The organism is Streptomyces sp. IBSBF 3136 (assembly GCF_036815105.1).
Classification (GTDB): Bacteria; Actinomycetota; Actinomycetes; order Streptomycetales; family Streptomycetaceae; genus Streptomyces.
Map to the genome: position 1 here is coordinate 45,296 of NZ_JAJSZC010000067.1, position 20,679 is coordinate 65,974.

At 70.1% G+C, this 20,679-nt stretch carries 18 protein-coding genes and 1 pseudogene; 11 read left to right on the plus strand and 8 right to left on the minus strand.

Annotation, left to right across the window (positions count from 1 at the left end; genetic code table 11):
- Nucleotides 1-61: 61 nt before the first annotated feature.
- Nucleotides 62-1,000 (plus strand): LysR family transcriptional regulator, encoded by a 939-nt coding sequence (locus tag V7E45_RS16905; RefSeq protein WP_333774999.1) that lies wholly within the window; start codon nt 62-64, stop codon nt 998-1,000.
- Nucleotides 1,001-1,230: 230 nt separating this feature from the next.
- On the opposite strand, the gene V7E45_RS16910 is transcribed toward V7E45_RS16905, so the two are convergent.
- Nucleotides 1,231-3,204 (minus strand): lamin tail domain-containing protein, encoded by a 1,974-nt coding sequence (locus V7E45_RS16910; protein ID WP_333775000.1) that lies wholly within the window; start codon nt 3,202-3,204, stop codon nt 1,231-1,233.
- 198 nt (nt 3,205-3,402) lie between these two features.
- On the opposite strand from V7E45_RS16910, the gene V7E45_RS16915 reads away from it, so the two are divergent.
- The 3 genes from V7E45_RS16915 (at nt 3,403) to V7E45_RS16925 (ending at nt 6,301) form a co-directional block, all read left to right on the plus strand.
- On the plus strand, nt 3,403-4,305 hold the full coding sequence (locus tag V7E45_RS16915; RefSeq protein WP_333775001.1) for an aminoglycoside phosphotransferase family protein: 903 nt from the start codon (nt 3,403-3,405) through the stop codon (nt 4,303-4,305).
- Between the two features lie 181 nt (nt 4,306-4,486).
- A complete protein-coding gene (locus V7E45_RS16920) occupies nt 4,487-5,254 on the plus strand; it encodes an alpha/beta hydrolase (protein WP_333775018.1) in 768 nt (255 codons plus the stop codon).
- A 162-nt stretch (nt 5,255-5,416) separates the two neighbouring features.
- On the plus strand, nt 5,417-6,301 hold the full coding sequence (locus V7E45_RS16925) for an AraC family transcriptional regulator (RefSeq protein ID WP_333775002.1): 885 nt from the start codon (nt 5,417-5,419) through the stop codon (nt 6,299-6,301).
- Between the two features lie 60 nt (nt 6,302-6,361).
- Here the strand turns inward: V7E45_RS16925 and V7E45_RS16930 are convergent, their stop codons facing one another.
- The 3 genes from V7E45_RS16930 to V7E45_RS16940 form a co-directional block, all read right to left on the minus strand.
- Nucleotides 6,362-6,706 carry a hypothetical protein gene (locus V7E45_RS16930; protein ID WP_333775003.1) on the minus strand — a complete coding sequence of 115 codons (345 nt, stop codon included), beginning with the start codon at nt 6,704-6,706 and terminating at the stop codon, nt 6,362-6,364.
- A gap of 140 nt (nt 6,707-6,846) precedes the next feature.
- Nucleotides 6,847-7,041: an antitoxin gene (locus V7E45_RS16935; protein ID WP_333775004.1), complete on the minus strand. Its 195-nt coding sequence runs from the start codon at nt 7,039-7,041 to the stop codon at nt 6,847-6,849.
- Between the two features lie 104 nt (nt 7,042-7,145).
- On the minus strand, nt 7,146-7,469 hold the full coding sequence (locus V7E45_RS16940; protein ID WP_333775005.1) for a hypothetical protein: 324 nt from the start codon (nt 7,467-7,469) through the stop codon (nt 7,146-7,148).
- Between the two features lie 240 nt (nt 7,470-7,709).
- On the opposite strand from V7E45_RS16940, the gene V7E45_RS16945 reads away from it, so the two are divergent.
- Nucleotides 7,710-8,459, plus strand: coding sequence for a DsbA family protein (locus tag V7E45_RS16945; RefSeq protein ID WP_333775006.1), 750 nt, complete (start codon nt 7,710-7,712; stop codon nt 8,457-8,459).
- Nucleotides 8,460-8,476: 17 nt separating this feature from the next.
- Here the strand turns inward: V7E45_RS16945 and V7E45_RS16950 are convergent.
- Together V7E45_RS16950 and V7E45_RS16955 are read right to left on the minus strand one after the other, a co-directional pair.
- A pseudogene (locus V7E45_RS16950) lies at nt 8,477-8,662 on the minus strand (MFS transporter); the annotation flags it as partial.
- 64 nt (nt 8,663-8,726) lie between these two features.
- Complete coding sequence (locus V7E45_RS16955; protein WP_333775007.1) at nt 8,727-10,250, minus strand: chitinase; 1,524 nt, start codon at nt 10,248-10,250, stop codon at nt 8,727-8,729.
- A gap of 784 nt (nt 10,251-11,034) precedes the next feature.
- Here V7E45_RS16955 and V7E45_RS16965 point away from each other — a divergent pair.
- Nucleotides 11,035-11,769, plus strand: a complete 735-nt coding sequence (locus V7E45_RS16965; RefSeq protein WP_333775008.1) for a lytic polysaccharide monooxygenase — start codon at nt 11,035-11,037, stop codon at nt 11,767-11,769.
- Between the two features lie 214 nt (nt 11,770-11,983).
- Here V7E45_RS16965 and V7E45_RS16970 read toward each other — a convergent pair whose 3' ends face one another.
- Nucleotides 11,984-12,463 carry a hypothetical protein gene (locus V7E45_RS16970; RefSeq protein WP_333775009.1) on the minus strand — a complete coding sequence of 160 codons (480 nt, stop codon included), beginning with the start codon at nt 12,461-12,463 and terminating at the stop codon, nt 11,984-11,986.
- Between the two features lie 314 nt (nt 12,464-12,777).
- On the opposite strand from V7E45_RS16970, the gene V7E45_RS16975 reads away from it, so the two are divergent.
- The 4 genes from V7E45_RS16975 (at nt 12,778) to V7E45_RS16990 (ending at nt 19,021) form a co-directional block, all read left to right on the plus strand.
- A complete protein-coding gene (locus V7E45_RS16975; RefSeq protein WP_333775010.1) occupies nt 12,778-15,882 on the plus strand; it encodes an AfsR/SARP family transcriptional regulator in 3,105 nt (1,034 codons plus the stop codon).
- 735 nt (nt 15,883-16,617) lie between these two features.
- Entirely contained in the window at nt 16,618-17,124 is a 507-nt protein-coding gene (locus V7E45_RS16980) for a DinB family protein (protein ID WP_333775011.1), read from the plus strand.
- Nucleotides 17,125-17,353: 229 nt separating this feature from the next.
- Entirely contained in the window at nt 17,354-18,352 is a 999-nt protein-coding gene (locus tag V7E45_RS16985; protein WP_333775012.1) for an aldo/keto reductase family protein, read from the plus strand.
- 135 nt (nt 18,353-18,487) lie between these two features.
- Nucleotides 18,488-19,021: a GNAT family N-acetyltransferase gene (locus tag V7E45_RS16990; RefSeq protein WP_333775013.1), complete on the plus strand. Its 534-nt coding sequence runs from the start codon at nt 18,488-18,490 to the stop codon at nt 19,019-19,021.
- Nucleotides 19,022-19,167: 146 nt separating this feature from the next.
- On the opposite strand, the gene V7E45_RS16995 is transcribed toward V7E45_RS16990, so the two are convergent.
- Nucleotides 19,168-19,914, minus strand: a complete 747-nt coding sequence (locus V7E45_RS16995; RefSeq protein WP_333775014.1) for an aminoglycoside phosphotransferase family protein — start codon at nt 19,912-19,914, stop codon at nt 19,168-19,170.
- Between the two features lie 575 nt (nt 19,915-20,489).
- On the opposite strand from V7E45_RS16995, the gene V7E45_RS17000 reads away from it, so the two are divergent.
- Nucleotides 20,490-20,679, plus strand: a 190-nt coding sequence (locus tag V7E45_RS17000; RefSeq protein ID WP_333775015.1) for a hypothetical protein, incomplete at its 3' end; no start/stop codon positions are given.

Below are 20,679 nucleotides of genomic sequence, written 5' to 3' on the forward strand. Positions count from 1 at the left end.
ACCGTTCGTGTCCACGTGCGGATCATGGACATTCCGTTCGAAGATACTGAACAATGCAGGGATGGAGACACGGCGTCTGCGGCTTCTGGTGGAACTGTCCCGGCTCGGATCGATGCGCGCGGTCGCCGAGGCGATGGGCACCACCACCTCGACCGTCTCGCAGCAACTCACGGTTCTCGCGCGGGAGATGGACGCCGACCTGATCGAGCCGGACGGCCGGCGGGTGCGGCTCACCCCGGCCGGCCGCCGCCTGGCCGAACACGCCGTGGTGATCCTCTCGGCCGTCGAGACCGCACGTCTGGACCTCGCCCCCGGCGCCGAACCCAACGGAACCCTACGAGTGGCCGGCTACGCGACCGCCATCCGCGACCACCTCCTGCCCCTCTTCACAGACCTGGCCGTCAGCCACCCCCGGCTGCACGTCCTCATCCGTGAGCACGAACCCCCGGAGGCCATGCAACTGCTCGCCGCCGACGAGACCGACCTCGCCCTCACCTACGACTACAACCTGGCCCCCGCCGACGCGGACCCGGCGCTGCACACCACCGCCCTGTGGACAACTCCCTGGGGGCTGGGCGTCCCGGCGGGCGCCGATGTGCCGGACCCGGCGGACACCCTGGACGTCTTCGCCCGCTTCCGCACACAGGACTGGGTCGTCAACTCCCGTAACACCGCGGACGAGACGGTGATCCGGACCCTGGCCTCCATGGCAGGATTCACCCCCCGCGTCACCCACCGGGCCGACAGTCTCGACCTGGTCCAAGGCATGATCACCGCCGGACTCGGGGTGGGACTGCTACCCATGAACATCCCCACCTTCCCCGGGGTGCGCCTGGTGCCGCTGACCGGCCCGCTCGTGACCATGCGTGCCTACGCCGTCGCACGTCACGGCCGTTTGACCTGGCCCCCGCTCACCCTGGTCACCGGCCTCCTCGCCCAGCAGACCGCGGCCACGGCCGAGCGCCCACCCCGCCCCGGCGGCACGGAGCCCGGCGCGTAGGGCCGGGTGTGAAAGTGGTCGGGCGACGAGTCCACTTTCACAACCGGCCCCAGGCCGGCGCCTTCGGGCCCGGACGGCCGAAGCTCCCGGCAGGCGCGGGTGGCCTGGTCGCCACCCCGCTCGCCGGGAGCTTCTTCGTCGGGTACCGCTCATGGGGCCCAACGGCCTCTGCTACGGCTCGGGTTCAGGCCGAGGACGGTCCGTGGACGTCCGCTCTCCGCCCGCTGCGCTCAGCAGGGGAAGGTGCCGCTGTACAGGGCGTGCCCGTTGGAGGAGGTCCCGGAGCCGAAGCCGTAGATACCGTCATCGGACCAGACCGCTTCGCGGGAGCCGTTGACGCAGGTCGAGGTCGGCGCGATCGCGAAGCCTTCCAGGTTGTCGGTGGGCATGACAGTGGGGTTGGTGTAGGTCACGTCGGGCACGATCGCGCCGCTCGCGTTGACCTTCATGAAGGTGTGCGTCTCACCGCAGGTGTTGTCGCAGGTGGCGACGAGTCGCTGGGTGCCGGCGTCGAACAGCACGTCCATCACGGAGGCCTTGCCGGTCGCGATGGTGGTGAACGTGGTGAACGTGCCGTCGGAGTTGAGGCCGTAGACGTGCAGCGAGCCGTCCCACTCCAGGCCGGCGAAGAACAGGCCCGAGCCGTGCAGCGGGTAGTTCGCCGGGTTGTAGGCCGCACCGGTGCGCGGGTCCACCCACCCGTTGGCGGTCAGCCAGCTGTCCGGCACGTAGCCGACGCCCTCGAAGCCGAGGTTGGCGTCGTCCTTGCTGCCGGTGTTCAACTGCGGGAACTGCGAGGTCATGTCCCACTGGTGGACCGGCGTCAGGGTCGAGCCGGTCGCGGCCGGGTCGAACTCCATGATCGTGTCCTTGGGCACCGTGTTGTCGGTGTTGTCGCGCTCGGAGGTCACGTAGACGTGGCCGTTGGCACCGACGGTCAGGCCCTCGGAGTCCGGCTCGCCGGAGCCGCTCGCGAAGCGGATCTGCTTGCCGGTAGCACTCCACGACGCGTCCGGAATCCACTTGCCGTTGCTCTTCACCAGCTTGAAAAGCCAGTTCTTGTTCTTGGCCGCCCACAGCACCGACGGGTTCGCGGGGTCGAACGCCAGGCCGCTCACATCGCGGCCCTCGGGACCGGTGGACGTGGTGAACGCGCAGACGTTGTCGGCGATCGTGACGTCCAGGCCGCCCGGCCATGCCGACGTGCCCGACGGAGTGGTACCCGTTCCGCTGGGCGCCTCAGGCGTGCAACCGCTGGTGAGCGAGCCTCCACCACCGAGCAACCGGCCCGTCTGGCCACCGCCACCACCGCCGCTGCCCGAGCAGGAGTTCGCACTGCCGAGCGTCGCGGTCGCGGAGGTCTGGAACCAGCCGGTGCCGTCGGCGCAGCGCTCGTCCGACGGCTTGGCACCACCGGTCGCCCAGGTCACCGAGTCGACCGTGTCGCCGCTGCTGTCGACGAGGAAAAGCGAGTCGTTGTCGCCCAGGCCGAGGGTGGAGTTGAAGGTGACGCGGCCACCGGCCGGGATGCTGGTCGCGCTCGGCGACGAGGACGAGACCGACGCCGCAGAATGGGTCGTGTCGTTGTCGACGTACTTCCACGATCCGACACTGACCGCGCTCGTCCCGCCGTTGTACAGCTCCACGGTGTCCGCGCCGTCGGAGGTTACCTCGTTGATCCGCACGTTGCCGGCCGCCGGGACGGTCGCCGGGCAGCCGCTCGCGTTAGCGGCGCCGAACGTGGCCGCCGCGGTCGTGGGCACCCACGCCCCGGTGCCGTCGCCGCCGCAGCGCGCCATCGCGGGCTTCGCCCCGTTGGTGGCCCACTCGACGCGGTCGACCACCGTGCCACCGGACGTGTAGATCACCACCTTGTCCGCGTCGCCCAGTCCCTTGGGCGAGTTGAACGTGACGAAACCGCCCGCCGCGATCGTGCTGGACGACGGGCTGAACGACTGCCCCGAGAAGCTGTCGTCGGACATCTTCCAGCCGCTGATGCTCACCGGGGTCGAGCCGGCGTTGTACAGCTCCACCGTGTCGTTGCCCGACGAGGTGACTTCGTTGATCCGGACGTTCTGGTAGCCGGCCGGGTCGGCGGCGGCCGCGGGCTGCGCGGCGACCACCCCCGTGACGAGCAGTCCTGAGAACGTCAGAGCCGCGGCGCATACGGAGGCGGCGCTGACACGCGAGTGTGAGGTAGGCACGAGGCGGAACTCTGCTGACAGAAAGAGGACTCAGCGTGTACTGCGGCTGAATGTCACCTGGTGGCCGCCGGAACGACAGGCTCACTTCGTGACCGTGGAGCGCGAGGTCGCGGCCTGATGCCTTCGTCCCGCCGGACAAGTGATGCCACCGCAAAAGCGATTGACGCCCGCGGGTGTCCGAAGGTCGGATGACGTGCCATGAACACTAGGCAGATGCACCCGGACATGCATCCCGTCGACGCCGGCCTCGTACGGCGGCTGATCGCCGGGCAGTTCCCGCGATGGGCGCGACTGCCGGTCCAGCGCCTGGCGTCCGGCGGCACAGTGAACGCCATGTTCCGGCTGGGCGATGGCATGGTCGTACGTCTGCCGCTCGTGCGGGGCGGAGCCGACGACGTGATGAGGGAGCGGACGTGGCTGCCCAGGCTCGCGCCGCACCTGCCCACGGCCGTCCCCGAACTGCTCGGCGAGGGCGAGCCGGCGGAGGGATATCCGTGGCGGTGGTCGGTCTACCGGTGGCTCGCGGGAGCCGCTCCCGAGGTGGGGTCCCTGTCCGAGCCGGTGCTGCTCGCCGAGGATCTGGCCGCCTTCGTGGCGGCGATGCGAAGCATCACCCTGCCCGGTGCCCCGGCGGCCCACCGCGGGGGGCCACTCGCCTCGCTGGACGTGGAGACCCGTGCGGGGATCGAGGAACTGCGCCGCATCCCCGAGGAGGGCGTCGCCTGTGATGCCGCCGCGGCGGTGTGGGAGGAAGCACTGAGGACCCCCGGCGGCGACGGGCCGCCCGTGTGGCTGCACGGCGATCTCATGCCCGGCAACCTGCTGGTGGACGGGGGCAGGCTGAGCGCGGTCATCGACTTCGGGTGCCTGGGAACGGGCGATCCGGCCTGCGACCTGTTCCCGGCGTGGAACCTGCTGCCGGCCAAGGCCAGGGAGGTCTACCGCGCCGCGCTGGGCGTGGACGACGAGACCTGGACCCGCGGCCGAGGGCGAACGCTCTCCCAGGCGTTGATCGCCCTGCCCTACTACCGCGACACGAACCCGGCGATGGCACTCAACGCCCGGCACGTGATCCGCACCGTGCTGCGGGAAATGAGTTGAGCGGTGATCACCGGGCTGCTAGCTTCCAGGTGAACCGTGACACCGTCCGAGGAGGTGAGACCCGTGAACGCTGTATCGACGTGGGTGCTCCCTCTTGCCGTCACGGCCGGCGACTGACGCAGGTGTCGCCGGGAGCGCCTCTCCGACAAGGCACTCCTGAAGGGCAACACCCATGTACCCTCTGCACTCTCTGCGCGTCACCGCCGAGTCGTCGACGAACGGTGTGCTCGAACGCGACTTCACCGTGGGCGACGTCCCAGGCGTCCTCTGGTCACCGGCCTCCGACGCGGCCGACGGTGCGCCCCTGGTCCTGTTGGCCCACGGCGGCGGTAACCACAAGAAGCACCCGGCGATGTCCGGCCGCGCCCGCCTCCTCGTGACCGGCTGCGGCTTCCACGTCGCCGTCATCGACGCGCCCGGTCACGGCGACCGGCCGCGCACGGCACACGACGAGGCGGAGATCGCCGAGCTGTTCCGGGCCAGGGCGGCGGGCGAGCCGGAGGGCCCGATCGTCGTGCGTTACAACGACCACCTGGCGAAGCTCGCCGTACCCGAGTACCAGGCGACCTTGGACGCCCTCCAGCAACTCCCGGAGATCGGCACCGAAGGGCCGGTCGGCTTCTGGGGCATCAACATGGGAACCGCGATCGGCATACCGTTCGTGGCGTCCGAACCCAGGATCGCGGCTGCCGTCTTCGGCCAGCACTGGCCCGACGTCCTGGCAGAGAAGGCGAGGCGGATCACCGTTCCGATCGAGTTCGACATGCAGTGGGACGACGAGCACATCTCGCGCGAGGAGGGTCTCGCGCTGTTCGACGCCTTCGCCTCGAAGGAGAAGTCGTTGCACGTGAACTCGGGCAGGCACAAGGAGCTGCCGCGCTTCGAGGCCGACAGCGCGGTACGGTTCTTCGCCCGGCACCTCCGCAGGTCCGTCACCTCGACGGCCTGACGTCCACGGGCGCGGCGCCAGGCTTGCCGGCCGGGCGCCGCCCAGGCGAAGGGGCACGAGCCAGGCGGTCCTGCCGCACCCGACCGGAACGGGCACAGGATGTCGGGTACGGCAGGCCCGGCCGTTCCTAACGTGGGTGATCGAAAGGAAAGGAGGCCGGGGTTGCTGGATCGGCTGAACCAGGCGATGGAGCACATCGAGGATCACCTCGACCACCCCATCGAGGTGTCCGCGCTGGCCCGGATCACGGTGACGTCGGAGTACCACTTCCGGCGGCTGTTCTCGTCACTGGCGGGGATGCCGCTGTCGGAGTACGTCCGACGCCGGCGGCTCACCGTCGCGGGGGCCGAGGTGCTGGCCGGGGAGCCGACCTTGCTCGAGATCGCGATCCGCTACGGATACACCTCGGGGGAGGCGTTCGCCCGGGCGTTCCGCGCGGTGCACGGTGTCGGTCCCGGCGAGGCCAGGCGCACCGGTGCGGCCCTGAACTCGCAGCCCCGGCTGTCCTTCCGCCTCACCGTCGAAGGGAACAGCACCATGCGGTACCGCATCGTGGAGAAGGAAGCATTCCGGGTCGTCGGAAAGAAGGCCCGCGTGCCGCTGATCCACCAGGGCGTCAACCCGTACATCGCCGAGCACGTCCGGAGCATCTCGCCGCAGACGATGCTGCGCATCGCCGGCCTCTCCGACCAGGAACCGGAGGGCGTGGTGTCGGCGACCGTACGCCTCTCGGACGGCTTCGAGGAGGGCAGTGAACTCGAATACCACCACGCCGTGGTGACCCATGCCGCCGAGCTGCCCGAGGACCTCGACGTGCTGGAGTGCCCGGCGGGAACCTGGGCCGTCTTCGAGAACACCGGCCCGTTCCCGCAGGCGCTGCAGCGGATGTGGGGTGACGTGGCCGCCCAGTGGATCCCGTCCAACCCGTACGAGTACCGGCCGGGTCCCGAGATCCTGCGCACCCGCCCGTCGCGGGACACCCCGACCGAGTCCGACGCGCAGTTGTGGATCCCGGTGACCCGCACACGCACCCGCGAGTCGGCGTAACCGAATCCAAGGCGCCTCGTGGTGGCCGGCGCCATCACCAGCAGCGGCGGCGACGCCGACTCAGGAGATCCGCCGGCCCATCCTCGCCGACCGCCTGTTGCGGCCCTTGGTGTCCCACCACTCTTCCAGCAAGGCGCGGACGACGTGGACGAGCTGCCGCAACCGGTCAGGGTCCGGCGCGGGCGAAGTGAACACGTCCGCGAAGGACTTGTCGTCCCAGGGCAGAGCGACCGCCCAGCTTTCGTGCGGATGGCCCGGACGTTCCACAGTGAGGGCGTACACCAACGTCACCGTACGGTCGGGACGGTGCTCGATGGACAATCCCGTGACGGTGAAACCGACATGGTCAAGGCTGGACCAGGAACGCTCCAGGGCCTGCTGCGCCGGCGTCTTTCCGTCGTGCATCGTGCGCCCCCTCCACTCGTCCCGCCCCGCTCACCCTATGCCGACGTGGCCGATGACGCGGGCGCGGCGGCGCTTCACGCCCGGAGCGCGACCGGGCCCCGACGCCGCGCGCCGGGGCCCGGTTCCGGGTGCCGCGGGGATCAGCGCTCCGTCATCTCCCGGCCGCCGTAGGATCGGCGCACCGCGTCGGCGGCCTTGTCGGTCTGCGCGTCGTACTTGTCCCCCGTACGCTCGTCGACCATCCGCTCGACACTGTCGACGCCCTTGTCGGCCTGGTCCGGGTGGCCCTTCGCCATCTCCTTGGCCTTGTTCGCCATGTCTCCCAGCTTGCCCATCAGGTACCTCCAGGCGATACGTGTGTGTCGTACCCGGCGCTGAGTACCCGCGGCACCCCGTTCGATGCGCGCCTGCGGGATCGGAGGAAAGCGGGCGTGCCGGTTCAGGCGAGGGCGTTGCGGAGGTATACGGGCAGTTCCCGGCAGATGGCGGGGTCCGCCTTCCAGCCGGGGTCGGCGAGCTGGCCGGGAGTGATGACGAACTGGCCGCCGTCGTCGGTCCGGACGACGACGCGGAACGTTTCACCCCGGGTGGGCCGCCCGGCGAGGTACGCGGCAAGCACGGCCCTGCCCAGCTCGGTGGGATCCGCGCCGGTGCTGGCGCGGCCGAAGCCTTTGCAGATCCACACGTCGCTGAAGCGCTCGTGCATCAGGATCTCCCACTTCACGCAGCAGGGCTTGTCTTCGCTGAACACAACCGCGATCATGCCCCCACCGCCCTGGTGCGCATGCGGCTACCTGTGAGTACTGGCCGGAAAACGCGCTTACTCCTCCGTCAAGACGGCCGGTTCGGCCCTACGGGGCGCCCGAGTTCGCAGCACCTCCACAGCCGCGCGGCACGTCGAACCTCCGCGCATCCGGGGAAAAGGAAGGAGCCCCGCAGCCGCGGCCCTTCCGCGGATGCCCTACTCTCGCGTGTCCAAGACGCATACAGGGGGTTGACGGGCGTGAAGCGTGGGGGTGGACGGCTGATCACAGCCGTGCTGGTGTTGGGGTTCGGTGCGACGGTGCTGGGCTGCGGTGCTCGGCATCCGGTCGCGGCGGACGGCGGAGAGCGACACGCGGGGGACAAGCCCGCTTACACCCGCGTGGCCGACGTGCCCGAGCAGGTGGAGCCCGACGGCGCGACCGTCGTGGTGGGCGACCCCGACGCGCGGGTGACCGTGCACCTCTTCGAAGACCCGCGCTGCCCCTACTGCCGGCAGTTCGAGACCACCGGCGGTGGCCCGGTCCTGACCAAGTGGGTGCTGACGCACAAGGTGAAGGTCGAGTACACCATGGCGTCCTTCCTGGACGGACGGCTGGGAGGAAGCGGGTCGAAGAAGGCGGTCAACGCGCTGCGAGCCGCGCTGAAGGAAGGCAAGTTCGCCGAGTACCACACCGTCCTCTACCTGAACCAGCCCCCCGAGGAGGAGGACGGCTACACGGACGCGCGGCTGCTGCAACTGGCCGGCAAGGTGGAGGGGCTGCGCACGCCGTCCTTCGAATCGGCTGTGAGATCCGTGAAGTACCAGGCGTTCGTGGACGCTTCGGAGAAGTCGTTCGCTGCCGCCGGTCACTACAACGGACACGAGGGCCCGGGCACGCCGACCGCCGAAGTGAACGGGTACCGGATCCCCGTCGAACAGGGCGCGATCCTGTACCAGGCGGATCTCTTCGACCAGTTCCTGGCGAAGGTGGTCGATGAGTCGGCCTGAGCGACGAACCGCCGGTCGGGCTCGGGCAGGGTGCGCAGCCACAGCCCGCTCGGTACCGGCATCGCCGCGAGGGGCGTCAGGGCCGTCCGCCGGGACGCGGCGTCGGCGAGGCTGCCGATGGCGGGGCTGGTCGGATCGCCGATGCTGACGGTGAGGCCGAGGGTGATCCCGCCGACGCTGCCGACACGGGAGGGCAGGTAGTCCGTGCTGGTCGCAGCCCCTCGCCGAGGTCTGCGACCAGCACGGCCGCCCCGTGGGCCGGGAGGTTCAGCAGGCGCCGAGGTCCTGCCAGACGCCCCACTCGCCGGTGGTGCCGGGCTCCTCGCCCGTCGTCCACCACTTGGCCTTCCAGACGTGACTCTTGTGCGAGACCTTCTGGCCGCCGGTGTAGACCTTGTCCTTGGCCCACGGGGCGTCCGTGCACTGGTTGCCGGAGCCGCCGGTGATGGTCAGGGAGTAGGTCGCCGAGTGGCTGCCCGAGGTGCCCGCGCCGGTCACGGTGACGGTGTAGGTGCCCGAGGCCGCGGCCGAGGTGGTGGCCAGGGTGAGCGTGGAGGTTCCGCCCGCGGTGACCGATGTCGGGCTGAGGGAGGCGGTGACACCCGCCGGGGCCCCGCTGACGCTGAGCTTCACGCTCTGGGCGTCACCCTTCGTCACGGCCGTCTTCACGGTGGCCGTGGCGGACTGGCCGGCCGTCACGGACCCGGAGGCCGGGCTGAGCGCGACGGAGAAGTCGTTGGACGGGGTGGTGGTGCCGCCGGTGAACGGCGCGAAGATGCGCGTGAAGTCCCACGTGTTCTGATGGATGCCCGAGCAGTTGTCCGCGGCGGCCCCGCCCGCGCAGCTCCCGTTGTCCCGCTGAAGTGCCCAGAACGACAGGGTGTTGATGCCCTTGGAGACCGCCCAGTCGTACACGGTCCGGGCGTTGGCCAGGGTGAAGGTCTCCGCCTTGCCGAAGTCGTCGACGCCCGGCATCTCGATGACGCCGACCATGTTCCACAGCTGGGCCGGGGTCTTGCCCGGGTACAGCTGGGCGAGCAGGTCGTACAGGCCCTGGGCGGCGGTCTGGGTGTCCTGCGCCATGTCGTGGGCCTGGTTGTCGTAGTAGTCGAACGTCATGAGGTTGACGACGTCGACCCGGGTGCCGTTGCTGACCGCGTTGCGCAGCAGCGCCGCGCCGTTGTCCGCGAGGCCGTGCGTGGTGGTCGGCAGGGTGTAGGAGATCTCCACCTTGCGCCCGTTGGCCGCCGCCCAGTCCTCGACCAGCTTGACGGCCTTGTTGCGGCGGTCGATGGCGGCGGTGTTGTCGAGCGAGTCGACCTCGATGTCCATGTCGAGCCGCGAGATGTCGTAGGTGGTGATGACCTTCTCGTACGCGGCGGCGATCTGCTGGACGTCGGTGCAGCTGTCGGCGATCTCGGTGCCGGTGGTGTCGGCCGTGTAACCCCCGAACGAGGGGATGACGTCACCGCCGTTGGCCTGGATCGTCTTGATGTCGGTGCCGAAGGTCGAGGCGGCGATCGGCATGCTCGTGTCGCCGTTCCAGTACGGCGTGCAGGAGCCCTTGGAGGCGGTCTGCAGGAACGCCATCGTCAGGTGCTTGGCGCCCGACTGGGCGGACAGGGCGGCGGGGCTCTCTCCGGTCCAGGCCTCGAAGTAGGGGGCGAAAACGTGGTTCGGCAGTGGTGTCGCGGCCTGGGCGGTGCCGGTTCCCGTGAGGGCGAGGCCCAGAGCGGCCGCTGCGGTGGCGGCTGCGGCGAGGGCCGCACGGAAGGAACGCACTCGTCTCATGTCAGTCCTGGTGTGGGGAGGGAATGGCCAAGGTCCTTGCTCGGACAGGGAGTTGCCGCCTACTGGAATAGCGGCCGCCAAGAGGCGGGTCAATGGTCTGGACCAAGAAGGGACTAGACCAATTCGAGGCCGCCGGGCGCCCCCTCCCTGTACAGGGCACCCGTCGGCGGACTGGACCACGCTCGAACGTTGAACCAGGTCACGTCAGCGGACGCGCCATGCTCGGCGAGGGTCGGCGGTGACGTCGACCGTCGGCTCACACGGATGTCGGAGTGTCCCGGGACCACGTCGAACCGGTCGGCCCCGCTTCGAACCGCCGGCGGGAAGGGGACAGGGAGGCCAGTGCCCAACGGCCCGGTCCGAGAACGGCGATGAGCAGGAATGACCAGCAGAACATGGCCGCCGGTTCGTCGCCGTTCTCGATGGGGAGCGCCGCGTGAGTCTGGTGCACCCAAGTGGAGCTTGTCTAGACCAAGACTCCAAAAAGGTCCGGAGTGTGCGATTCCGGGAATGATCGCTGGATTTTCCTTGGATTCCCTTGCACTTCTCGGTGGGCGCACTTGACCGAGCCGACTGCGTGGCTATGGTCTAGACCTAATCCAGACCTAATCCCCGTCAGGTCCAGACCTGTGCTGGGCCTTCCCCTGCCCCGCGGTGACGGTCCCGGTCACCGCACACGGGTCCGCGCCACGCTCCATCGGCCCTGCACCGCGCACCGCATGCGAGCGGCAGGGCCGGGCTCCACCTGAATGGGTTCCGAACGCCCCGAACGAAGGGACATGGCATGAACACGAAGAGACGAGCGGCTGTCGCGATCGGCGCGCTGGTCGCACCCGCCCTCGCCGTCAGTCTTCCGGCGAGCTCCGCCAGTGCCCATGGCTGGGTGACGCTGCCCACGAGCCGGCAGGAACAGTGCGCCGAGGGCGTCGTCGACTGCGGTCAGATCAAGTACGAACCGCAGAGCGTCGAGGGGCCGAAGGGTCTGCAGAGTTGCAGCGGCGGGCATGCGGAGTACGCCGAGCTCGACAACGACAGCAAGGGCTGGAAGGTCACCCCGGTCGGCACGACGGCGACGTTCACGTGGCACAACACGGCCCGGCACTCCACCGCCAACTGGCAGTACTTCATCGGCGGTCAGAAGATCGCCGAGTTCGACGGTCACAACCAGCAGCCGGCCGCGGACGTCAGCCAGCAGGTGAACTTCGGCAGCTTCACGGGCCGCCAGAAGGTGCTCGCCGTCTGGAACATCGCTGACACCGCGAACGCGTTCTACTCCTGCGTCGACGTCAACATCGGTGGCGACAACGGCGGTGGCACGGGCGGCGGCACAGGCGGTGGCAACGGCGGCGGAGGAAGCGGCACCTGCACCGCGCCGGCCTGGGACGCCACACGGGTCTACAACGGCGGTGACACCGTGACGTACGGCGGCCACAACTGGCGCGCCAAGTGGTGGGTGACGGGCGACAGGCCCGGCACCACGGGTCAGTGGGGCGTCTGGGAAGACCTCGGGGCCTGCTAGGGGCGGTCCCCACGGCGGGCCAATGCGGGATGCCCCCGCAGTTCATCCCGGTCATGGAACGCAGCCATACGGGTCGTGCAGGAGGGATGAGGCAGAGCCACCATCGGAAACGGTGTCTGACCGAGAGTCGCCGGACAGGCGCTCGGGCTTCCCGTCCGGACCATGCCGAGAGGCGGCGGCATCCCCGCGTGTGCCGCCGCCTTCGGAGACCGACTCAGGCCTGCACGAGCACGGTGCACCAGACCTCGTTGCCGTCGCCGATACCGCAGTCCCCGATCTCCCCGCTGCGGATCTTCGTCCAGACGCCCTTCGCCCGCCAGTGCCAGGTGCCGACCCGCGAGAACCGCTCGTGGTAGCCGTGGGAGGCGAACGTGAAGGCGTCGACGTCCTTGCCGGTGCCGTTGCCACCCCGCGTTCCGTTGCCGAACGACTCCTGCCTGCACTTGGCGTGCTTGAACTCGCTCCCGGTCCCGCCGCCCCAGTTCCACACGTCGCAGTAGTGGGGGCCCTCGCCGAGACTCATCGTGTAGTGCATGGTCTCGCCGGTCCTGTTCTTCACCGCACCGCACAGGGGACCCACGCAGCCGTCCGCGGCGGCGTTCGTCGCCCCCGCGACGACCGCTCCGGACGCCATGAAGGCGGTGGCGACGACGGCGACGGCGGCCCGGTTGGCCCGAGACATCATCTTGCGCATGACAAATCCATTTCTCTCGTTGCGTCGGCTCGGTCATGTCTGACGCGACTGCCGGCAGGACAGGAGGGGACGTCGCTCACGAGAGGCTCCATGAGCGGGCATCAGGCTTCTCCTCGGCACGCAGTGCTTGCCGTGATCCGCCTGCCGGCACGTAAGTCGAGGATCTACGGTGAACCTTGCGGAAACCTTGTGACGGCTGTCCTGCGGCAGCCCCGGAGCGAATGACGGAGGGCTGTCGGAATGCCGACTCCTGCTCGGCGGACGAACACTCCCCCCAGGCCGCCCGTTCCCTCGCCCAGCCGACGTGAGGCACGATGAACCTGCACCTGCACCTGCTCGGACCCCTGGAACTGCGCGCCGCCGGGCGCGTGATCGAGGTGGGGGAGCCGCGCCGCCGAGCGGTCCTCGCGGCGCTGGCGGCGGACACCGGCCGACCTGTCGCCGTGAGCACCCTGGTGGACCGGGTCTGGGACACCACCCCGCCCGACGGGGCCCGGTCGGCCCTCTACGCGCACATCAGCCGTCTGCGCCGGCTCTTTGACCGTGCGGTGTCCATGGCGGGCGATCAGGAGATGGAGACTCCCGGGGTGCCGCTCCGCATCGGGCGGTCTTCCGGTGGCTACGTGCTGGAGGCGGACGAGCACGCCGTAGACCTGCTCCGTTTCCGCTCGCTCGCCGCGCAGGGACGCGAGCCCCACCTGTCCGACGCGCGCCGCGCCCAAGTCCTGGAGGAGGCGCTGCGGTTGTGGCGCGGTACGCCGCTGGCGGGGATGCCGGGGGCGTGGGCGGAGCGCACGCGGACCGCGTGGACGCAGGAACGCGTGGAAACGGCGCTCACCTGGGCCCGTGCCCGACTGAGGCTGGAGAGAGCCGCGGAAGTGCCCGCGGTCCTGCAGCCCTTGCTGGCGGAGCACCCGCTGTGCGAGCCGCTCGCCGTCCTGGTCATACGGAGTCTGGCCGCCACCGGAAGAACGGCCGAAGCGGTGGACACGTACACCGGGATCCGCCGACGGCTCGACTCCGAGCTGGGTGTGACCCCGAGCCGCGAACTGCGGTCGGAGTACGAGGATTTGCTGCGCGGCGCCGGACGGGAGGAGACGCCGGGCGGCGGAACCGGTGCGGTCGTCGCCGGCGCGCCCGCCCAGCCCCTCGCACCAGTGCCCGCACAACTCCCCATGGCCACAAGTCATTTCAGCGGGAGGGAGGAGCAGCTGGCCGAACTCACGCGGTGTCTTGTCGCCGAGGACGCCGCGGAAGGCGGGTCGGCAGTGGTCGTCTCCGCCGTCTCCGGTGTCGCGGGTGTCGGCAAGACCGCGCTGGCCGTGCGCTGGGCGCACCGGACGCGTGAGGCGTTTCCCGACGGGCAGCTCTACGTCGACCTGCGAGGCTACGACCCGGACGAGCCGGTCTCCGCCGCTCAGGCCCTCGCCGGATTCCTCACCGCCCTGGGGGTGCCCGGCCAGGAGATACCGCTACGGCTCGACGACCGAGCCGCGCGCTACCGCACGGCGGTCGACGGACGGCGGCTGCTCGTCCTCCTGGACAATGCCGCCTCCGCCGCGCAGGTACGCCCGTTGCTGCCCGGAAGCCCGACCTGCAAGGTGGTGATCACGAGCCGGGACTCGTTGTCGTCCCTGGTGTCGCTGCACGGGGCGCACCGAGTGGTCCTGGACGTCCTCTCCCCGCACGAGGCGCTGGCCCTGCTGCGGGCCCTGATCGGGCCGCGCGTCGACGCGGACCGGGCGGCGGCCACCGCGCTGGCCGAGCAGTGCGGCCGGCTGCCCCTGGCCCTGCGGGTGGCTGCCGAACTTGCGCTGTCACGTCCCGAGGACCCCCTGGCCCATCTGGTGGAGGAACTGCACGACCACCGCAGGCGGTTGGACCTCCTCGACTCCACGGACGGAGATCCACGGGCCGCCGTTCGGGCTGTGTTCTCCTGGTCGTACGACCGCCTCCCCGCGCACGAGGCACGGTTGTTCAGGCTGCTGGGCCTGCACCCGGGGCCCGACGTGGATGTGCACGCGGCCGCCGCCATGGCAGGCGAGACCGTGGAACGCACCCGTCGGTCCCTGGACGTCCTGTCCCGTGCGCACCTGGTGCACCGGACCGGACCCGGCCGCCATGGCATGCACGATCTGCTGCGCGCCTACGCCGCGGAGCTCGGGATCCTGCATGACGAGGCCGCGGAGCGCGACGCCGCCCTGACCCGGCTGCTGGACCACTGTCTGGCGGCGTCGGCGGCGGCCATGAACCTGCTGTATCCCGCCGAACGGCATCTGCGGCCCGCCGTCGACGTGTCCGTCACCGGTCTGCCGCCGCTGCGTACGGCTGACGAGTGCCGCGCGTGGCTGCGCGCCGCGCAGCACACACTGGTGGCACTGTGCTCGCGGACCGAGGAGCCCGGGCCGTCCCGGCACACCGTGCGGATCGCCACCACGCTCCATCGCCACTACGAGCGCTCGGGGCACTTCGCCGACGCGCTGGCCGTTCACACGCATGCCCTGCGGGCGGCCCGTGAGGTGGGGGACACCCGGGGTGAAGTCGACGTCCTCGCCTGCGTCGGCGCGGTCCACCGGCGACTCGGAGACTACGAGAACGCTCACCGGCATCACGCGGAGGCGCTGGCGCTGTGCCGTCGGGTCGGGTACGCGGCGGGGGAGGCGCGTCACCTCACCAACGTGGGCGTGCTCCACGAGTTGCAGGGCCGCTACCGCGAGGCCGCCGAGCACCACGAGAGCGCGGTCGAGCTGTTCCGCGCGGCCGGTGACGCCCACGGTGAAGCCGACGTACTGAACAACCTGGGAATCGTGCAGGAGTTGCTGGAGGACTACCAGGCATCGATCGAGCGCTATCAGCAAGCGCTGGCGCTGTACCGGCGGACGGGCCATGCGTTCGGTGAGGCCAGCGCTCTCGGGAACCTGGGGATCGTACTGGCGCGACTGGACGACCACGCGGCCGCGGCTGAGCGCTTCGAGCGGGCACTCGCCCTCTTCCGGCGGCTCGGGCACACCGGGGGAGAGGCGCACGCGCTGTCCAACCTGGGAAACGCGCTGGCCCGTCAAGGCAGCCACGAGGAGGCCGCCGAGCACCAACGTCAGGCCCTCGTCCTCTTCCGCCGGACCGGGGAACCCTACGGGGAAGCGGGTGCGCTCAACGGCCTGGGCGAGGCCCTGCACGGGAGCGGACGACTCACCGGGGCCCTGGAAGCGCACGCGTCAGCGCTGGAGGTGGCCCGTGCGATCGGGGAACAGGAGGAACAGGCCCGCGCCCACATCGGCACAGCCCTCGTCCACCAGACCAGAGGCGAGCGGGCAGAGGCCATCGACCACCTCCGGCAGGCGCTGTCCCTGTACACCGCGCTGGGCTCTCCGCGCGCGGAAGAGGCACGCAAGGCCCTGCTCTCCATGACGGCCGGGTAATTCGGCTGCGCTGAGCCGGGGAGCGCCCCGGTCTGCCCAGGTCACGCAGAGGGGCCGCGCCAGACAGTCACCGCCACCTGAGCGGTGTCGTCGGCGGGCGTGGTGTCATGGCTGGGGCGCTCGGCGTCGCCGTCGGAGACGGTGACGCGCCCACCGGAATGGGCGCCACCTTTGTCGATCCGGAGCGTGAAGGGGAAGGTCGCCGTCCTCCCCACGGCTGTTTCCCGGACGGAGAGGTCAGCGGGGTACCGTCCGGGGCGAGGGCGCAGCACTCCTGGTCGATCATTTCCTCGTCCCTTTCGAACTCGTAGGGGGAGGACACCACCGTGGGAATGACCACATCGGCGGCCGGCAGCCGACACCACGTTGAAGTGCTACCCCGATAGCGGCAGTTGGCGTGTCTGTCGGCCGGAGCGAGGCCTCACGCGTGTTCATGAAGAGGGCGACTCCACGGGCGGGCATGTCGCCGGTGTTGCGTAGGGTCAGTGACACGGCGAGGCTGTCACCCGGCTCGACGACGGGTCGGTCCGGCTGGGCCTCGACCACCAACGCCGGTCTGCCGATCACGATGCGGGAGCTTCCCGTGACGCTGGGCCGCCCGGGCGAGGTCATCCGATAGCGCAGCACAGCCGAGTCACCCGCCATCACGTCCGTGCATCAGGAGCCGGGGCCGCAAACCGGGGCCGCCGACAAATGCCTCGACATCACTTGCGGTGATCGAGGACGCTTGACCCGATGACCAGAATCGACGACATGCCTCCCGCGTGGGACGAGCGCACCCAGCTCACCACGTTCCTCGACTACGCACGCGACACAGCCCGCGTGAAGTGCGACGGCGTCTCCCCTGAGAACGCACGCCGGGCGCTCCTGCCCGGCTCACCGCTGATGACCATGAGCGGAGTGATCAACCACCTCCGCTGGGTCGAGTACTACTGGTTCCAGGTGGTCTTCCTCGGCGAGGAAGACCAGGGACCCTGGACCGAGGAGGACCCCGACCGCGAGATGCGTATCGCCGTCGACTTCCCGCTCACGCGGTTGCTCGACGAGTACGCCGAACAGAGCAACCGCTACCGCGAACTGGTCGCCGGGCACGCCCTGGACCAACAGGCCGAACGAGCCGTCCGCGACGGCCTCCGCGTCGACCTGCGCTGGATCCTCCTCCACCTCACCGAGGAGACGGCCCGCCACAACGGCCACCTGGACATCCTGCGCGAGATGCTGGACGGCACGACCGGCGACTAGAACCGGGGCATCATGGCCGGAGCCGGAGCCGGAGCCGGAGCCGGAGCCGGAGCCGGAGCCGGAGCCGGAGCCGTCGCCTCGCTGGGTCGGAGCGACCAGCGGGGCGGGGGCACGCCGGCATGGTCGTCCACCCCACCGAAGCGCAGCTTTCCATCCTTGCCCGGCGGCAGGCACTACGCCGCCTCTGGCGGGGCACTCGCACAGCCCGTGTACACCTGAGGGAGCAATCATGCGCTACCGCAAGCTGGGCAGCTCGGACCTGGAGGTCTCGGAGATCTCGCTGGGATCCTGGCTGACGTACTCCGGCGGAGTGGAGGCGGACGCGACCCGCGCCTGCACCGAGGCGGCCTTCGAGGCCGGCATCAACTTCTTCGACACCGCCAACGTCTACGGGCGGGGTGCGGCCGAGACGGCGTGGGGCGAGATCCTCTCCACCCGCCCGCGCGACTCCTACGTCCTGGCCACCAAGGTCTGGGGCCGGATGTCCGACGACCCGGCCGACCAGGGCCTGTCCCCGACGCAGATCGCCAAGCAGATCGACGCGTCCCTGAGCCGCCTGAAGACCGACTACGTCGACCTCTACCAGGCCCACCGCTTCGACCCGTCCGTGCCGGTCGAGGACACGATCGAGGCGTTCCAGAAGGTCGTTCAGCAGGGCAAGGCCCGCTACCTGGGCTTCAGCGAGTGGACCCCGGAGCAGATCCAGGCGGCGATCGACATCGCCGGCCCCGAGCTGTTCGTCTCCTCCCAGCCGCAGTACTCCATGCTGTGGCAGGCCCCCGAGGCCGAGGTCTTCCCTCTGTCGGCCGCCAACGGCATCTCCCAGATCGTGTGGTCCCCGCTGGCCCAGGGTGTGCTGACCGGGAAGTACAAGCCAGGGCAGCCGGCACCGCAGGGCAGCCGGTTCGCCAGCGACACCATGGCCGTCTCCAAGGACCTCGTCTACAGCGACGCGGCCCTGGAAGCGGTCCAGCGCCTCGCCCCGATCGCCGAGGAGGCCGGGATGAGCCTGCCCACCCTGGCCCTCGCCTGGGTGCTGCGCCGCAGCGAGGTCGCATCCGCGATCACCGGCGCCTCCCGTCCCGAGCAGGTGCACGCCAACGCCGCCGCCTCCGGTGTCGAACTCTCCGACGACCTGCTGGCCGCCATCGACCAGGCCCTGGGCGACGCCCCCGTCACAGAGCCCGTCCTCGCCCCGGGCGCCGACGCGGGCATCAAACACCGGTGAGAGCCACCTGACCGAACGAACCCGCGCCGCGCCCTTCGTCGTGCCGCTCCTGCGGCACGACGGCGATTTCAGCGGCCTCTGCCACTTCGCCCCCAGCCAACTCAGCAGGCGTGGCCACCTCGGTAGGCTTGGGCCATGCCCGAGCTGAAGCGACTGCAAGTCGGCCATGCACCGGCGGTCTTGGCCTTCGAGCTGGCGAATCGCTCCTACTTCGCCGACTCGGTGTCGGACCGCGGCGACGCGTTCTTCGCCCAGTTCACCGAGAGGTACCACGCCCTGCTGGCTGAGCAGGAGGCCGGCATCTGCGCCTTCCATGTGCTCGTCGCCGAAGACGGCTCGGTACTCGGCAGGTTCAACCTGGTCGACATCGAGGACCACACAGCGCAACTCGGCTACCGGGTCGCGCAGCATGTCACCGGCCGCGGTGTGGCGACCGCGACCGTCCGGGAACTGTGCCCACTGGCGGCGGTCGAGTACGGGCTGCGCACACTGCGGGCGGCCACCGCCGATCAGAATGTCGCGTCCCGGAAGGTGCTGACCAAAGCCGGGTTCGTCCCCGTCGGCCCGGCCGACCCGTCCCATCTCGGCGGCAAGTCGGGCACTTGGTACCAGCGCGACCTGGTGCTCCAGCCGAACAGTGCGGTGGTGCCGGTCGACCGGCTGCGGTGAGCCGGCGCAGACCGCTGATCACCGGTGCGAAGGCCCGTCGGTGCTCGGGTGTCCGCAGCTCAACGCGGCCCCATCCCACCGCAGAATCAGGCGGCTTGCTCTATGCGTGCATCGGCGCGCCTTGGTACAGCCTGGCTCGCCCAGCCTCACATCCGGGACCTCAGCACGTCGACCTCGCAGCCCGGCGCGGACGGGTCGAAGCCATGCTCGGCCAGCCAGCGAACCGCCAGCAGGCTCCGCAACGACCACCACGCGCGGATCACGTCGAGGTCGACGTCGGTGCCGTAGCCGGCGACCACGTTGCCAAGATGTTCCTCGTGTCCGAGCGTCAAGGTGGCGAGGTCGTACAGGGCATCGCCCTGGCCCGCCTCGGACCAGTCGATGATGCCCGAGATCTCCTCACCGTCGACGAACACGTGACTGACCTGCAGATCGCCGTGTGTGAACACCGGGGTCCACGGCCGGAACGCCGCCTCGGCGACCTGGCGGTTGCGGGTGACCAGACCGGCGGGCAGGACGCCGTTCCTCACGAGCCACTCGCACTCGCCGTCGAGGTCCGCCGCCAACTCGTCCAGGTCCCGGCCGGCCCGACCGGCCCAGGACGGCAACGGAGCGTCGTGCAACTTTCGCATGGCGGCACCCGCAGCGGCCCACGCCGTCGGAGACGCGGTCGACGGCTCGCCGAGCCGGCCGAGCGCGGTCCCCGGGACCGCGGCGACAGCGAGTACGGGCGGCTTGCGCCACAGGACCTCCGGGGTCGGGACCGGCACCAGGGCCATGGCCTCGACCTCGACGTCGATACGTGCCTGATCGGCGTCCACCTTCAGGAACACGTCGCCGACGCGCAGGGTCGCGCGCTCGGAATGGGCCACGACGACCTCGACCTCATCCATGGCGGCCAGTATCCCGGGATGACCGTCGACGCCGTCGGCTTTTCGCGTGCGATCGCGTGGGCGGCATGAGCGCCATCGAACGCGGCACGGCACCGCCCCCGACGTGACTTGCCCTTGAGCCTCGCTGCCGGGAGGTCCAGGCTGGCATTATGGCGGTGTGACCACTTACCGAAAGGCACATGCCGCGTAACCGGCCCTGCGCGCAAAGCCGAGCCGTCCTCGCTCAGGCGGGGGCTTGCCTCCGGCTCGAATCCATGGACTCTCCGCTCGCACGAGTCTGGCCATACACCGAGCGGAGTATCTCTCGGGCGACTACTACCTTTTCGTCGGTGCCACCGACCGCGCGCTTCGGCGCTATCGAGCCTTTCTGGCGCCGCCGGGGCGTCGCCCCCGCTACCCGCAGGTCGCGGAGTGTTCGTGCCGGGGGTGTTCCTTCGCCGATGTGAGACACGCCCGCGACGTGCTTGAGGATGTCCTGCAACGATTGCCGGTCCGGGCCCGCGCCGAACTCGAACAGCAAGTGGCGTCCCTCGATGCCGCCTATCTCAGGCGCACCCTGCCTGATCCTTTCGCCTATGACAGGCAATGGCGCCCTGATCTTTGGTGGCATCGCCGGCTCGCGGGAGGAAGGGAGTCGGCATAGCCAAGCACTGCGGATCGGCGGCCACTTCAGGGCGCGGATCGCTCATCGGCGGTTTTCGCCGATGGACCTGGTGGGGAGGTGGGCTTCGTGTTCGTTCATGGCGATTTCGGGGTGGTGGAGGT

What these genes read in the sequence shown, in the direction of transcription:
- V7E45_RS16905 (WP_333774999.1), top strand. Translation starts at nt 62, where the DNA reads ATGGAGACACGGCGTCTGCGGCTTCTGGTGGAACTGTCCCGGCTCGGA.
- V7E45_RS16915 (WP_333775001.1), top strand. Translation starts at nt 3,403, where the DNA reads ATGAACACTAGGCAGATGCACCCGGACATGCATCCCGTCGACGCCGGC.
- V7E45_RS16930 (WP_333775003.1), bottom strand. Translation starts at nt 6,706, where the DNA reads ATGCACGACGGAAAGACGCCGGCGCAGCAGGCCCTGGAGCGTTCCTGG.
- V7E45_RS16935 (WP_333775004.1), bottom strand. Translation starts at nt 7,041, where the DNA reads ATGGGCAAGCTGGGAGACATGGCGAACAAGGCCAAGGAGATGGCGAAG.
- V7E45_RS16940 (WP_333775005.1), bottom strand. Translation starts at nt 7,469, where the DNA reads ATGATCGCGGTTGTGTTCAGCGAAGACAAGCCCTGCTGCGTGAAGTGG.
- V7E45_RS16955 (WP_333775007.1), bottom strand. Translation starts at nt 10,250, where the DNA reads ATGAGACGAGTGCGTTCCTTCCGTGCGGCCCTCGCCGCAGCCGCCACC.
- V7E45_RS16965 (WP_333775008.1), top strand. Translation starts at nt 11,035, where the DNA reads ATGAACACGAAGAGACGAGCGGCTGTCGCGATCGGCGCGCTGGTCGCA.
- V7E45_RS16970 (WP_333775009.1), bottom strand. Translation starts at nt 12,463, where the DNA reads ATGCGCAAGATGATGTCTCGGGCCAACCGGGCCGCCGTCGCCGTCGTC.
- V7E45_RS16975 (WP_333775010.1), top strand. Translation starts at nt 12,778, where the DNA reads ATGAACCTGCACCTGCACCTGCTCGGACCCCTGGAACTGCGCGCCGCC.
- V7E45_RS16980 (WP_333775011.1), top strand. Translation starts at nt 16,618, where the DNA reads ATGACCAGAATCGACGACATGCCTCCCGCGTGGGACGAGCGCACCCAG.
- V7E45_RS16985 (WP_333775012.1), top strand. Translation starts at nt 17,354, where the DNA reads ATGCGCTACCGCAAGCTGGGCAGCTCGGACCTGGAGGTCTCGGAGATC.
- V7E45_RS16990 (WP_333775013.1), top strand. Translation starts at nt 18,488, where the DNA reads ATGCCCGAGCTGAAGCGACTGCAAGTCGGCCATGCACCGGCGGTCTTG.
- V7E45_RS16995 (WP_333775014.1), bottom strand. Translation starts at nt 19,914, where the DNA reads ATGGATGAGGTCGAGGTCGTCGTGGCCCATTCCGAGCGCGCGACCCTG.